Genomic DNA, 14,792 nt, shown 5'->3' with positions numbered 1-14,792 from the left:
CGCCCCAAACGGGGCGGCACGCCATCTTTTATCAGCCAACTCGCTGAAGTAAGGCTGCGAAGGCCGCGAGGCCGGGAGGGGTTTCCTAAGGGCACATCCCGCAGCCGCAACGCGGCGAGGACGTGCCCGTGGAAACCCCGCAGGCCCCGCGGCCGGTGGGAGCAACGCTACTTTACGACCAAAATGTCGCAGTCCGTATTGCGCAGCAGGAACGTCGAAATTGAACCCAGCAGCGCATACTTGATTGAGGACAGGCCGCGGGCGCCGCAGAGCACCAGGTCGGGCTTAACCACGTCGAGCATCTCGTCCTTGAGCGTCTCGCGAATGCGGCCGGCGCGAATCATGACCTCGACCTCGGGAATGTCGGGATTGGCCTTGGCCTCTTCGAGCTGCTTGGCGATGGAGTTCTTAAATGCCTCCTCTAGGCCGTTGACCAGGTCGACCGGATAGGAGCCGGCGCTCTCGAGTGCCGTGGAATCGATAACGTGGCCGATAATCAGCTTGGCGCCGTTGTTCGCGGCGACCTTGATGGCGCGTGCGAGCACAAAATCCTGCTGCTCAGTACCGTCGAGTGAAACAAATACCTTGGTGTAGCCCTCGTTCATGGTTTCCTCCTTGGTCTATCGCACGGGCGCGGGGCTCGTGCGTCGGGCGGGCGCGGGTGCGTTGACCGCCGGACACTTTATCTTGTTGCAGTTATACCCAAGGATTTCGGTTTAACTGCTCGCAATTCTGTGAACGGGCGAGTTTTTTGGTAAGGGTAGGCGCGGTCGCACCGCCAACGGTTAATAATGGGACATCGCCCGCATCGTCCGCAGAACATCTACCGGCGGGTGTCTAACGAGGGGGTCCCTTTGGATATTATCGAGCTTCTAAAATCTGCCTTCATGGGCCTGGTCGAGGGCATCACCGAATGGCTGCCCGTTTCGTCGACGGGCCACATGATCTTGGTGGACGAGTTCGTCAAGATGAACGTGAGCGAGACGTTCTGGAATATGTTCCTGGTCGTGATTCAGCTCGGCGCCATTCTGGCCGTCTGCGTGCTGTTTTTCCATGAACTCAATCCGTTCTCGCCCAGCAAGGGCAAGGAGGGCCGCCGCGACACCTGGGTGCTGTGGGGCAAGATTGTGCTCGGCTGCATTCCTGCGGCGGCGATCGGCCTGCCGCTCAACGACTGGATGGAGGAGCATTTCTACAATGCTCCCGTCGTGGCGCTGGCGCTCATCGTGTACGGCGTGCTGTTTATCGTGATCGAGAACTGGCGCGCGAGCAAGCGCGAGGAAATGGCCGTTGCCGGTTCGTTTGGTTCGCGTGCTGTGGTGTCGGGTGGACGTCCCGCCGGTGCGCACTTTGCGGCGCCCGCCGCGGCTACCGCTGAGGATGAGGACGATGACGAGAATCTGGACTTTGGTTCCATCGCCACGCTCGAGGATCTAAGCTGGAAGACTGCGCTGGGTATCGGCTGCTTCCAGGTGCTTTCGCTGGTGCCTGGTACGTCTCGCTCCGGTTCTACCATCATCGGCGGCCTGCTTTTGGGCTGTACGCGTTCGGTGGCGTCTAAGTTCACGTTCTTCCTGGCTATTCCTGTTATGTTTGGCGCGAGTGCGCTCAAGCTGGTCAAGTACTTCATCAAGGGCGGCACGTTCGGCACCAACGAGATCGCCATCTTGGGCGTGGGCTGCGTTGTGGCCTTTGTGGTTTCGCTCATCGCCATCAAGTGGCTCATGGGCTTCGTCCGCCGTCACGACTTCAAGTGCTTCGGCGTCTACCGCATCATCCTGGGCATCGTAGTGCTCGCATACTTCTTCGTTCTGGAGCCCATGCTCGGCCTGTAACTTGGTTGACGTTGCGCGGCGGCCAGAGCGACAACTTGTCATTCAAAGAGGGTGGCATGACCAAAAGGTCTATGCTGCCCTCTTTTTTGGGCGATGGGGCGGGCCTGACGGTGGCGCACGGAGTCGTGGTGTGATTTGCGTCGGTGTCCGCGCGGCTCGGTATACTGGTACGGCTCAAACTATGGCGCTGCCCGCAGGCGCGCCGTCCGTCAGATGAGGAGTCGCCCATGACCCAGCCCTTGCCCTGGGAAAAGAACGCCGCGGTACCCGTGCCGCCTGCGCCGGAACCCGTGCCGCTCGATGCATACACCGCCCCCGCTGCGCCGGAGCCCGAGCTCGTTCCGCTCGACATCTACGATGCTTCCGCGCCGGCGCCCAAACCTGCCAAGCCGCTCGTCGACATCGACAGCCTTAATCCCGCCCAGCGCGAGGCGGTCCTGACCACCGAGGGCCCGCTGCTGGTCCTTGCCGGTGCTGGCTCGGGCAAGACCCGCGTCCTGACCTTCCGCATCGCTCATATGCTCGGCGACCTGGGCGTTAAGCCCTGGCAAATCCTTGCCATCACGTTTACCAACAAGGCCGCTGCCGAGATGCGCGAGCGTCTGGCGGCACTCATTCCCAGCGGCACCCGTGGCATGTGGGTGTGCACCTTCCATGCCATGTGCGTGCGCATGCTGCGCGAGGACGCCGACCTGCTGGGCTACACCGGCCAGTTCACCATCTACGATGACGATGACTCAAAGCGCATGGTGCGCGACATTATGCAGGCGCTCGGCATTGAGCAAAAGCAGTTCCCCATCAACATGATCCGCAGCAAGATCAGCTCTGCTAAAAACGCCATGATCGGGCCCGAGGACATGCTCAAGAGCGCCGATAGCCCCAACGACAAAAAGGCCGCGCAAGTCTACCTGGAGCTGGAGCGCCGCCTGCGCGCCGCCAACGCGATGGACTTCGACGACCTGCTCGTGCGCACGCTCGAGCTACTGCGCACCCGCCCCGAGGTGCTCGACAAGTACCAGGAGCGCTTCCGCTACATTAGCGTCGACGAGTATCAGGACACCAACCACGTCCAGTACGAGATCGCCAACCTGCTGGCCGCCAAGTACCAAAACCTTATGGTCGTGGGCGACGATGACCAGTCCATTTACAGCTGGCGTGGCGCCGACATCACCAACATCCTGGACTTTGAGCAGGACTTTAAAAACTGCAAGACCGTCAAGCTGGAGCAGAACTATCGCTCTACGGGTCATATCCTGAGCGCCGCCAACGCCGTGGTGCGTCACAACTCGCAGCGCAAGGACAAGCGCCTGTTTACGGCCGAGGGCGATGGCGAGAAGATTCAGGCTTTCCAGGCAAGCGACGAGCGCGACGAAGGTCGCTGGATTGCCGGCGAGATCGAAAAGCTGCATGCCAAGGGTACAAGCTACGACGATATCGCCGTGTTCTACCGCACCAACGCCCAGTCGCGTATCCTCGAAGATATGTTCCTGCGCGCGGGCGTGCCCTACAAGATCGTCGGCGGCACGCGATTCTTCGACCGCGCCGAGATTCGCGACGTCATGGCCTACCTCAAGATGATCGTGAACCCGGCCGACGAGATGAGCGTCAAGCGCGTCATCAACACGCCGCGCCGCGGCATCGGCTCCACCTCGATCCAAAAGATCGAGCAGCTGGCGCGCGACAACCGCTGCTCGTTCTTCCAGGCCTGCGAGATCGCAACAGCCGAGACGGGCATGTTTAGTGCCAAGGTGCGCAACGGCCTGTCGAGTTTTGTGGCGCTGGTGCGCGAGGGCCGCCGCATGGACGGCGAGCTCAAGGACGTCGTCGAGATGATTGTCGATAGGACGGGCCTGCTGCAGGCGTTTCGCGCCGAGGGCACCATGGAGTCCGAGAGCCGCGCCGAGAACATCCAGGAATTCCTGGGCGTCGCCGCCGAATTTGAGGAGACGCACGAGGATATCGAGGGTACGCTCGAGAGTCTAGAAGAGCTGCGCGCGGCCGGTGTTGCCGACGTGCCGTCCGTCGCCGAGTCCGAGTCCGTCGTGGTGAGTGCGCCCGCGTCCGAGCCGGAGCCGTCCGCTCCGGCATCCTCGTTTGAGGCACTTGTCGGCGCTCGTGACGCCGCGGGCTCCAATCCGCTCGATAGCCTAGCCGCCCCGGCGCTCTCGCCGCAGGATGCCCTGGCCGCCGCCATCGCGGGCAACGCGTATGCCGTGCCAACAGAGTTACCGGCGGGCGCCGTGCATGCCGACGAGATCGAGCGCACCTACGGTCCGCTCACCTGTAAGGCACTGCCGGCACTCATGGAGTGGCTGGCCCTGCGCTCCGACTTGGATTCCCTGGCCGGCGAGACACATGCCATCACCATGATGACCATCCACTCCGCTAAGGGCCTGGAGTTCCCGGCGGTGTTCGTGGCCGGCATGGAGGAGGGTATCTTCCCGCACGTGCACGACTTTGGCGGCAGCGATGACCCGGGCAAGCTCGAGGAGGAGCGTCGCCTGGCCTACGTTGCCATCACGCGTGCCCGTAAGCGCCTGTTCCTGACCTATGCGGCCACGCGTCGCACCTACGGCTCGACCTCTGCCAACCCGCGCTCTCGCTTCCTCAACGAGATTCCGTTTGAGGATATCGAGTTTAGCGGTATCGGTTCTGCCGGTTTTGAGGGCACGGGCTGGGAGAAGCGCGGCGACCGTCACGGCACCTTTGGTTCGGGCATGGGCTCGGATATGTATGGCGGCAAGGTGTTCGGTTCGCATACGCGCTCGACCGGCGGTTCCGGTTCGCGCGGCGGATCGAGCTTCGACGATTTCTTTGGTGGCAGCACCTATGGCACCGAGCGCCATCGCGGGGTTTCGCCCGACGCCGGCCGTGTTGCCTCGACCTTTGGTTCGGGCGCGCCGCGAGCTAAAAAGCCGTCGTCCAAGGTGTCGCCGACGGTGGAGCGCAAGGTCGATCGCGCCAGCGCGTCGCAGGACTTTGCCGCGGGCGATACCGTGAGCCACAAGACCTTTGGCACCGGTACCGTGATCTCGGTCGCCGGAGACATGATCGAGGTTCAATTCGAAAAAACCGGCCAGACTAAAAAGCTCATGAAAGGTTTTGCACCGATCGTCAAGCTGTCGTAATCCCGGCGGACCTGGGAGGGCGTATGGGGCAACATCGCCTGCTCGGGCAGTCCTGCGCAAGACGGAGAGCACATTAAGTGCTCTCCTTTGCGTGCGGAACTCGCGATCGATGTTGCCCCATACGCCCTCCCAGGTCCTTTGATAACGCTGCTTGCGAACGTCGCTTTGCTCGTTCGTTTTTTGGTCTGGAGAGCCGGGTGGGCCGATAGCTAGATATGGCAAGGGGCTCCTCCGTTGATGAACGGGGGAGCCCCTTGTTGCGTTGTGATTGTTGTTGCTAGTCGGAGGCTCGCCGGGACGGGGCGCGGGGTTTGGTCGATCGCGAGTTCCGCACGAGCCGGAGAGCACTTAATGTGCTCTCCGTGCGAGCAGGACTGTCCGAGCAGGCGACCAAACCCCGCGCCCCATTACAGTTTGAGTCGTCCGAAAGGGCGGCTCTTTTCCGTTGCACGGTTATACGATTGAGCCGTACCGGTGGTCGCTGGCCGACCGCCCCGGACGGCCGTCAGCCCCTGCCCCGTAGAGGGCCCGGGACGTGTTGCCGCCGGGGCGGGAGGGGCCGCGGGGAACGACTGATAGAGATGTGCCGGGCCCGGACCGGGCCACGGCCGGGTAATGTGGGTGTCGCTTCCGCGGCTAACGGCCGGCTCAAGGGAGAGGATACACCATGCCAGCAGCAGAGACGCCCGTGGCCTACCTGGGGATCGACGTCGGGAAGAGCTCGCACAGCGCGTGCGCGCTCGACGCGGGAGGGGGCGTCGCCTTCAGGGCCGAGCTGGCAAACAGGCCCGACGACATCGACCGGCTGCTCGAGCGGGCCGGCTCCGGCGCGCTGGTCGTCGTCGACCAGAAGCGAAACATCGGCGCACTGGTCCTCGCGCGCGCCCATGCGCATGGGAACCCCTGCGCCTACCTGCCCGGATATGCCGAGAAGCAGGCCCGCGGGATGTTCCCCGGCATCGCGAAGACCGACGCCATCGACGCCGAGGTGATCGCGCGCACCGCGCTCGGCGTGCCCCGCGCCCTCAGACCGGCGCCCGAGGAGCCCGAGGGGACCGCCTCGCTTCGGATCCTGTCGTCGCAGCGCGAGTTCGCGTCGTCCGCCAGGACCCGCGCGAAGAACAGGCTGCGCGCGACCCTGCTCGAGGCCGACCCCGCGCTCGAGGGCGCGGTCGACCCGTCGAGCCGCTGGCAGGTGTCGATGCTGGCCGAGTTCGGCGGGGCCGCCGGGTGCTCGGCCGCCGGCTGGCGCAGGTTCTCGAACGCCGCCAGGCGCGCGGGCGCCCCCGCGGCGGGGGCCAGGAGGCTCTGGGAGGCGCTGCTGGCCTCGTCGCACTCGGGAAGGCGGCTCCCGGCCGGCGAGGACGTCGCGGTCCGGATACTCGCCCGGGAGATAGCCTCCCTCGACGCCGACATCGAGGAACTCGACTCGCTCGTGGCCGACTCGCTGGCGGGAGACGAGGTCTACGAGTGCCTCCTCACGGTGCCCGGGATCGGCCCCAAGACCGCCGCGGCGCTGGTGACGTCGATCGACATATCCGCGTTCAGGGGGCACGACGAGCTCGCGAGCTATTGCGGCGTGGCGCCGTCAGACAGGCGCTCCGGGAGCAGCATCAGGTCGACGTCGCCGCAGCACGGCGGGAACAGGCAGCTCAAGAACCTGCTCATATTCAGCTGCAACTCCCTCATCGGCACGGACAACAGGTTCGGGAGGTACTACGGGGAGTGCAGGGCGAGGGGGATGAGGCACAGCAAGGCGCTGAAGGCGGTCGCGAGGAAGAGGCTCAAGGTCATTTACGCGATCATGCGCGACGCCGTCCCGTACGCGGCCTAGCGGGCGGCGGGATCAACCAAAGAGGAAACCAAGCGGGGGCGCCTGACGCCCGGATGCGTCATGCCGAAATGGCGCGAAGCACGCGGTTGACAAAACCATAGAGACACGTCCCGGCGAGCGCTCGGGGACCGGTAGCTTACAGGTGGCTGATGATCAGTTCCATCTTGCCTTCGAGGTCGATGGAGCTGACGGTGCTGGGGGCCAGCAGGTGGCTTCCCTTGTGGACGGGGTCGCCGCAGACGGTGCCTTCGCCGTCGATGACTGACAGGCACATGAAGGGCCAGCGCTGCTCCAAGGTCTTGCTGCCGTTGACGCGCACGCGATCGACGGTGTAGCAGGGGTTGGACTCGAGCTCGGTTACGCCATCGACCTCGCGCGCGGTTACGGTACCGTCGGTCGGTGCCTGCGCGTTAAAGTTGATGCAATCCAGGCTCTGCTCAATGTGAAGTGGGCGCAGCTTTCCGTCGGTGCCGGGACGATCGTAGTCGTATAGGCGATACGTCACGTCGCTCGACTGCTGCGTCTCTAAAATGAGCGTGCCGGTCTTGATGGCGTGCACGGTACCGGAATCAATCTGGAAAAAGTCGCCCTTGTGAATCGGCAGTACGTTGAGCATGTCGTCCCAACGGCCTTCCTCGATCATCTGTGCGGCCTCGGCGCGGTCCTTGGCACGCTGGCCGACGATGATCGTGGAGCCGGGCTCGCAGTCCAGCACATACCAGCACTCGGTTTTGCCCAAGCTACCGTTCTCGTGCTCGGCGGCGTACTCGTCGTTGGGATGGATTTGGATCGAAAGGTCGTCCTTGGCGTCCAGAATCTTAATGAGCAGCGGGAACTCCTTGCCCTCGCAGTTGCCAAAGAGCTCGCGGTGCTCGGCCCACAGCCATGACAGCGTGTGACCGGCGTACGGGCCCTCAGCGATCTGGCAGTCGCCGTTGGGGTGTGCCGAGATGGCCCAGCACTCACCGATGGGACCCTCGGGAATGTCATAACCAAATACGGTTTCGAGCTGGCGGCCGCCCCAGATCTTCTCGTGAAAGATCGGCGTCAGTTTAATCAAATCGGACATGTTCATACCCCCATGGTGTTGCGCGGCCGCCCACTCTAAACGAGCCGTAACGAGCGCCCGCATGACTACAAAAACCTATGCCAACGTTACGTTGTGCAGCTCAAAGCGGTCACCAACGTTGCGCGAGATCGAATGCTCAAAGGCGGTGCCGCTATCCAAAAAGCCAATCTGGTTGAGCTCGAGCAGGGGAGAGCCGGGTTTGGTGTCCAGGCGCTCAGCCTCTTCCTCGGTTGCCGCTACGGCGCGAATGGTGCGGTGGAAGCTCGAAATCTTCAGCCCGCATTGCTTGCGGATGAAGCTGTAGACCGATCCATACAGGTCTTTCTTTTTAAGGCCCGGAATCAGCTCGAGGGGCATGTAGGTGTACTCGATAACGATGGGCTTCTCGTCGACCTGGCGCACGCGCACGATGTGATAGGCAAAGTCGTCCTCGGCAATTCCCAGCTGGGCAGCGACGTCTGCTGGCGGATTGACAATCGAGAAATCGTAGACCACCGAGGTCACCTTCTCCCCGCGGTGCTCATACGAAAAGCCCTGGGAGCGATCGTTCTTGCCCTGGAAAAACGCCTGGCCGGGAAGCCCCGCCGTGTCCTTAACGTAGGTGCCCGATCCGCGCCGGCTGGTAACAAGACCTTCATCGGTAATCTGCTCAATAGCTCGTTTGACGGTGATTTTGGAAACGCTATAGAGCTCGCAGAACTCAACGACGGTGGGCAGCTTGTCGCCCGGCTTTAGAGCGCCGTCCTCGATGCTTCGACGGATATCTGCAGCTATTGCCTCGTATTTGGGAATCATGGAACCTCCTTTCCGGCTTGATTGAGTACAAACGAAAGTATAGTCCACGCCTAAGCATCCCTATTGCGTTTTTGAAAAGTTCGAGAAAGATATAATCAAAAAACGCTTTTCTATATTAACTAGAGCGCTCTAAATGAATATGCATTCGAATAATGTGGTATTGAGCAAATTGATCGGCTCGAAGATGGGGTTGGGCCGTTTTGCCGCCCAGCGAACCGAATCTCATGCCTTGCGTTTTCCCAGATAAAACCTGCCAAAACAAACCTGTCCCTTTTTGACAGGTTTTTGCCTGGGGAGCGGTACCATACAGGCAATGTTTAAACGAGAAAGGTGGGCTCCCATGGAACCTAAGCAGTACTACATCGGCATCGACGTTGGCGGCACTTCGGTTAAGGAAGGCCTGTTCGACGAGGACGGCAACCTGCTTGCCAAGGCCAGCGTGCCCACGCCTCCTATCGTTGACGCCGCGGGCTTTGCCGCGGTGACCGAGGCTATCGATCAGGTGATCGCCAAGGCACAGATTCCGCGCGCCTTTGTGGCGGGCATTGGTCTGGCCGTTCCGTGCCCCATCCCGGCTTCGGGCGATGCCAAGGTCAAGGCCAACATTGCTATCAACCTGCCTGAACTGAGGATTGCCATCCAGGAGCACTGCCCCGACGCGGTCGTTAAGTACGAAAACGATGCCAACGCCGCTGCCATGGGCGAGGCCTGGCTCGGCTCTGCCAAGGGCGTACAGAACGTGGTGATGGTCACCATCGGTACCGGCGTGGGCGGTGGCGTTATCGTTAACGGCGACGTGGTATCGGGCGTTGTGGGTGCCGGCGGCGAGATTGGCCACATGTGCCTGAACCCCGAAGAGGAGCGCACCTGCGGCTGTGGCGGCCATGGCCATCTGGAGCAGTATTCCAGCGCCACCGGCGTGGTGAGTAACTACCTTGCCGAGTGCAAGAAGGCGGGCGTCGAGCCCATCGAGCTCACCGGGCCTTCTGATTCCAAGGACGTGTTCCAGGCCTGCCGCGAGGGTGACAAGCTCGCGCTGGCAGCTGCCGATACCATGGCCGACTATCTCGGCCGCGCCCTGGCGCTTATTGCCAACGTGGTCGATCCCGAGATGTTCCTGATCGGCGGCGGTGCTTCCGCTTCGGCCGATGTCTACCTCGACAAGGTCCGCGAGCACTTTAAGCAGTACGCGCTCTCCGCCTCGCGCGAGACGCCCATTAAGGTCGCTTCGCTCGGCAACGACGCCGGCATCATCGGTGCCGCTTACGTAGCCCTGCGCGCCGCCGGTAAATAGCTGGTGCGGGGGCAGGTGGTGAAAGGGGGACAGGCTTCGTCCCTGACCTCGCCTCAGCGCTTGCCCCAAATTGTGCCGCGACCCTTCCGTCTCATAAGGTTCGGCGTCAGCGTGCTACCATAGCTACGTCCAAGTACACATATCAAGTGGAGGATATCCATGGCAAACGTTCTTGTCTTTGGTCACCAGAACCCCGATAACGACGCCATCATGAGCGCCGTCGTCCTGTCCCAGCTGCTCAACCAGGTTGAGTATGCCGGCAACACCTACGAGGCCTGCGCCCTTGGTCAGCTTCCGGCCGAGTCCGCCAAGCTGCTTGCCGACGCCGGCATTGCCGAGCCCCGCGTGATCGAGTCCGTCGAGGCCGGCCAGCTCGTCGTCCTCACCGACCACAACGAGTCCGCCCAGTCTGTCGCCGGCCTTAAGGACGCCACGGTCTTTGGCGTTGTCGATCATCACCGCATCGGCGACTTCGAGACCGCCGGCCCGCTGCACTACATCTGCCTGCCCTGGGGCTCCAGCTGCACCATCGTCACCAAGCTCGCCGACGTGCTCGGCGTTGAGCTTTCCGACGTCCAGGCCAAGCTGCTGCTCTCGGCCATGATGACCGACACGCTCATGCTCAAGAGCCCCACCACCACCGATGTCGACCGCGCCGTCGCCGCCAAGCTCGGCGAGCAGGTGGGCGTCGACCCGGTCAAGTTTGGCATGGAGGTCTTCCTCACCCGTCCGTCCGGCTCCTTCACCGCAGCCGAGATGGTCGGCAACGACATCAAGATGTTCGAGCCCGCTGGCAAGAAGCTGCTCATCGGCCAGTACGAGACCGTCGACAAGACCCGCGCACTCGGCATGATCGACGAGATCCGCGAGGCCATGCGCGCCTACGCCGCCGAGAAGGGTGCCGACGGTATTGTCCTGTGCATCACCGACATCATGGAGGAGGGCTCGCAGGTCCTGCTCGAGGGCGAGACCGAGGCCGCTCAGAAGGGCCTGGGCATTGCCGATGAGCACGACGGCGTCTGGATGCCGGGCGTCCTCTCCCGTAAGAAGCAGGTCGCTGCCCCCATCATGGCCTCCTGCTAGGTTTAGTTGACCGAACGCCACGACCGGATCGCGGACGCCCCGCGCTCCGGTCGTTTTTTGTGCACGGCGCCGCGTCGTCTCCCGGACAGGCACGCCCGTGCCGTTGAGCAAATAATGTTCAACCTGTGGTTCCGCTTTTCGGCCACGCCTGCGTGCTTGTCGTGCAGGGTAGGCTAGATGCAAGCGTAATACGATAGAGCGCGGCGCCGCCACTTGGGCGGGCCGTGCTTTTTTAAGACGGGAACTTTCCCGTGAAAGGAGCCGCCCATGGCAGCAACTGAGCAGCTGTTCAACGTTCGTGAGCGCAAGCGCTTTGAACGTCACGACATTTGGGAGCGCATTGCCGAGAACGGCACCATTTCTGCCGCCGTCATGGTGATCGCCGCCATCGCCGCCGTCATCTGCGCCAATACCGATGCCTACGAGGCCATCCATCACTTTTTGGAGACCCCGCTGTATGTGGGTCTGGGCAACCTTACGGCCGGTCTCACCGTTGAGCTTTTCGTCAACGACTTCCTCATGGCGATTTTCTTTTTGTTGGTGGGCATCGAGCTTAAGTACGAGATGACGGTCGGCGAGCTCAAGAATCCGCGTCAGGCTATGCTTCCCATGCTGGCGGCCGTGGGCGGCGTTGTCGTTCCCGCTTGCATCTACCTGATCTTTAACCATGCCGGCGCCCGCAACGGTTGGGCCATCCCCATGGCAACCGATATTGCCTTTGCGCTGGGCGTGCTGTCGCTTTTGGGCAACCGCGTTCCCAACGGCGTGCGCGTGTTCTTCTCGACGCTCGCTATCGCCGACGACCTGATCTCCATCGCCGCCATCGCCATCTTCTACGGTCAGAGCCCCAATCCGTTTTGGTTGGGCGCCGCCGCGCTTGTGACCTGCGCGCTCGTGTGGCTCAACAAGACGCAGCATTACCGCCTTGCCCCGTACTCGGTGCTGGGCCTGCTGCTGTGGTTCTGCATGTTCAAGAGCGGCGTACACGCCACGCTTGCTGGCGTCATCTTGGCCTTTACCATCCCGGCCAAGTGCGGCGTCAAGCTCGATAGCCTCACCGATTGGCTGGGCGAGTGCCTGCCGCTGCTCGATGACCGCTACGACGACGAGGCACACATCCTGGGCCAGCATGACTTTACCGTCTCGACTACCAAGGTCGAGCGCGTCATGCACCGCGTGACCCCGCCGCTCATCCGCATGGAGCGTCTGATCTCCACGCCGGTCAACTTTGTGATCCTGCCGATCTTTGCGTTCGTGAACGCACAGGTTCGCCTAGTGGGCGTGGACATGAGCACGCTGCTCACCGACCCGGTGACGCTCGGCGTGTACTTTGGCATGCTGCTGGGCAAGCCGATCGGCATCTTTGGTATGACGTTTGCCCTGGTTAAGCTTAAGGCCTGCGAGCTGCCGCACAATGTCAACTGGCACATGATTGCCGGCGTGGGCATTCTGGGCGGTATCGGCTTTACCATGTCGATTCTCATCAGCGGCCTCGCCTTCCCGACGGCCCAGTTTGAGGTTCTTGCAGCCAAGGCCGCCATTCTTGCCGGTTCGGTCACCGCAGCCGTGCTTGGCATGATCTACATGAGCGTGGTCTGCAAGCACCCCGCGCCCAAAGACGAGTAAGAGCGCGAAAACCGGCTCCAGAACGGATTCGGGCGCGTTCAAAATGCGGATTCGGGCGGTGCTTGCCGCCTGCCAGACACGCCAGTGGTCAAAAAACGCCGTTTGTGAGTACTGTCACAAACGGCGTATCATTTTAGGTGCGGAAAATAATGAACAAAGTTATAAGAACTGTACGTTAATGAGTGACCATCGACTTCCAATTTGGCGCTAGCTGACGGTGATTAGGAAGTTTCAAGTCGAGTTTTGCCGATTTCGACCAAGAATCGCTGCTACTAAAAAGGTAACAGTACTCATATTTGCCCTTTTTTGGCCACAAGCCCTAAAACAAGCCTCGCCAAGGTCGGGAAGCGGGCCAAATCGCCGGCCTCGAGGCTTATTCCACCGTTCCGTAGACGGCGCCCCAGCCGTGGGCGGCCAAGGCGGAGTTGAGCTGGTCGCAAAGTGACTGGCGGTCGTAGTAGCCGGGCGGCAAAAGATTCACGATCTCCATGAGGTCGGGCGCCAGGTCCAAGATTTCGGCCTGTACGATCAGATCCAGGCGGTCGATGGCGTGGCGGTCGTAAAACAGTCCGTCGACCAGGCACTGCAAGTCGCCGAATTCCTCGGCCTGAAACGATCCGTACTCCATAGTGCCTCCTTGGGCGCCCCACGCCGGCATGCGCGGCGATTCGTAATTGATTGCGATGAACTTAATCTATCACGGCTTCATAACGTTGCGACGATGGCGGTCTATACTTAGACGAACTGCAACGTACCGCTTCGCGAAAGGTCGCACCCCATGCAGACGATCTACCAGAAGATGGAAACCACCGAACTCGATGCCGCCATCGAGGCGCTCAAAGCCGAGGTCGCCGAGGTCAAGGCCAAGGGCCTGGCGCTCGATATGGCCCGCGGCAAGCCGTCGCCCTCCCAGGTGGACATCTCTCGACCCATGCTCGATATCCTCAATGCCGATGCCGATCTGCACGACGGCAACGTCGACTGCTCCAACTACGGCTGCTTTGAGGGCATTCCCTCGGCACGCAAGCTGGCGGGGGAGTTCCTGGGTTGCCCTGCCGAGCAGACGCTCGTGCTGGGTTCGTCGAGTTTGCTGATTGAGCACGACATCGCCGGCATGTTCTGGCGCTGTGGCTCGTGCGGCAGCGACCCTTGGGAGGCTTACGAGGCAGCGCACGACGGCAAGAAGGTCAAGTTCCTGTGCCCCGTTCCCGGCTACGATCGCCACTTTGGCATCACCGCCGACTTGGGCATCGAGAACGTCCCCGTCGCGATGACCGACAATGGCCCCGACATGGACGAGGTTGAGCGCCTGGTTGCCGCCGACGATTCCATCAAGGGCATCTGGTGCGTGCCCAAGTATTCTAACCCCACGGGCATCACCTTTAGCGAGGACACTGTGCGCCGCCTGGTCGAGATGCCCACGGCCGCGCCCGATTTCCGCATCTTTTGGGACAACGCTTACTGCGTGCACGACCTGTACGACGAGACCGACGAGCTCGCAAATATCTTTGACCTCGCTCGCGCGGCGGGCACCGAGGATCGCGTGGTGGCCTTTGCCTCGACGTCCAAGATCACCTTCCCGGGCGCCGGCATCGGCTTTATCGGTGCGAGCCCCGCGGTCATCGCCGAGTTCTCCAAGCGCCTGAAGGCCGGTCTTATTAGCGCCGATAAGCTCAACCAGCTGCGTCACGTGCGCTTCCTTCCCACCATCGAGGCGGTCAAGGAGCACATGAAAAAGCATGCCGAGTTCCTGCGCCCGCGCTTTGAGGCCGTTGAGCGTAAACTCACCGAGGGCTTGGGTAACACGGGTTGCGCCACTTGGACGCATCCCCATGGCGGCTACTTTGTGAGTTTCGATGGCCCCGAGGGCTCGGCCCAGAAGGTCGCCGCGCTTTGTGCCGACCTGGGCGTCAAGCTCACGCCGGCTGGTGCCACCTGGCCTTATGGCAAGGATCCGCGCGACACCAACATCCGCATCGCGCCGAGCTATCCCACGGTCGAGGACCTGGAGGCTGCGCTCGATGTGCTGGTGCTGGCTGTCAAGCTCGTCGCTGCCGAGCTTGCGCGTGCCGAGCGCGCCTAACGCGTAGGGCCCCGCAAGTCCGCGCCTAGTACTATCCGCACTTTC

Annotated in this window: 11 protein-coding genes; 7 read left to right on the top strand and 4 right to left on the bottom strand. The window is 62.1% G+C overall.

Annotated elements, in window-relative coordinates; all coding sequences use genetic code 11:
* Window positions 1–167: 167 nt before the first annotated feature.
* A complete protein-coding gene (locus DWW73_RS05820) occupies window positions 168–605 on the bottom strand; it encodes a universal stress protein (protein ID WP_006235921.1) in 438 nt (145 codons plus the stop codon).
* A gap of 249 nt (window positions 606–854) precedes the next feature.
* Between DWW73_RS05820 and DWW73_RS05815 the strand changes: the two genes are divergently transcribed.
* From DWW73_RS05815 to DWW73_RS05805, 3 genes are all read left to right on the top strand, one after another.
* The gene (locus tag DWW73_RS05815; protein WP_117654900.1) at window positions 855–1,835 is read left to right on the top strand and encodes an undecaprenyl-diphosphate phosphatase; all 981 of its coding nucleotides are present in this window, start codon (window positions 855–857) and stop codon (window positions 1,833–1,835) included.
* Window positions 1,836–2,062: 227 nt separating this feature from the next.
* Entirely contained in the window at window positions 2,063–4,963 is a 2,901-nt protein-coding gene (locus tag DWW73_RS05810) for an ATP-dependent helicase (protein ID WP_117778995.1), read from the top strand.
* Window positions 4,964–5,630: 667 nt separating this feature from the next.
* The gene (locus tag DWW73_RS05805) at window positions 5,631–6,797 is read left to right on the top strand and encodes an IS110 family transposase (RefSeq protein WP_117778994.1); all 1,167 of its coding nucleotides are present in this window, start codon (window positions 5,631–5,633) and stop codon (window positions 6,795–6,797) included.
* A gap of 136 nt (window positions 6,798–6,933) precedes the next feature.
* On the opposite strand, the gene DWW73_RS05800 is transcribed toward DWW73_RS05805, so the two are convergent.
* The gene (locus DWW73_RS05800) at window positions 6,934–7,866 is read right to left on the bottom strand and encodes a type I phosphomannose isomerase catalytic subunit (protein WP_369831458.1); all 933 of its coding nucleotides are present in this window, start codon (window positions 7,864–7,866) and stop codon (window positions 6,934–6,936) included.
* A 75-nt stretch (window positions 7,867–7,941) separates the two neighbouring features.
* On the bottom strand, window positions 7,942–8,661 hold the full coding sequence (locus DWW73_RS05795) for a GntR family transcriptional regulator (RefSeq protein ID WP_117646233.1): 720 nt from the start codon (window positions 8,659–8,661) through the stop codon (window positions 7,942–7,944).
* 340 nt (window positions 8,662–9,001) lie between these two features.
* On the opposite strand from DWW73_RS05795, the gene DWW73_RS05790 reads away from it, so the two are divergent.
* From DWW73_RS05790 to nhaA, 3 genes are all read left to right on the top strand, one after another.
* Window positions 9,002–9,955: an ROK family protein gene (locus DWW73_RS05790; protein WP_233505708.1), complete on the top strand. Its 954-nt coding sequence runs from the start codon at window positions 9,002–9,004 to the stop codon at window positions 9,953–9,955.
* Window positions 9,956–10,114: 159 nt separating this feature from the next.
* Window positions 10,115–11,038 carry a manganese-dependent inorganic pyrophosphatase gene (locus tag DWW73_RS05785; RefSeq protein WP_117778993.1) on the top strand — a complete coding sequence of 308 codons (924 nt, stop codon included), beginning with the start codon at window positions 10,115–10,117 and terminating at the stop codon, window positions 11,036–11,038.
* 267 nt (window positions 11,039–11,305) lie between these two features.
* Window positions 11,306–12,664: a Na+/H+ antiporter NhaA gene (gene nhaA / locus DWW73_RS05780; protein WP_117757644.1), complete on the top strand. Its 1,359-nt coding sequence runs from the start codon at window positions 11,306–11,308 to the stop codon at window positions 12,662–12,664.
* A 373-nt stretch (window positions 12,665–13,037) separates the two neighbouring features.
* On the opposite strand, the gene DWW73_RS05775 is transcribed toward nhaA, so the two are convergent.
* Window positions 13,038–13,292 (bottom strand): hypothetical protein, encoded by a 255-nt coding sequence (locus tag DWW73_RS05775; protein ID WP_117565010.1) that lies wholly within the window; start codon window positions 13,290–13,292, stop codon window positions 13,038–13,040.
* Window positions 13,293–13,442: 150 nt separating this feature from the next.
* Here DWW73_RS05775 and DWW73_RS05770 point away from each other — a divergent pair, with 150 nt between their 5' ends.
* Window positions 13,443–14,747, top strand: coding sequence for an aminotransferase class I/II-fold pyridoxal phosphate-dependent enzyme (locus DWW73_RS05770; RefSeq protein ID WP_117565011.1), 1,305 nt, complete (start codon window positions 13,443–13,445; stop codon window positions 14,745–14,747).
* Window positions 14,748–14,792: the final 45 nt, after the last annotated feature.

It is taken from the genome of Collinsella sp. AF16-8 (genome assembly GCF_003462695.1).
Taxonomy (GTDB): domain Bacteria; phylum Actinomycetota; class Coriobacteriia; order Coriobacteriales; family Coriobacteriaceae; genus Collinsella.
This window is presented reverse-complemented; position numbering and strand designations above follow the sequence as displayed.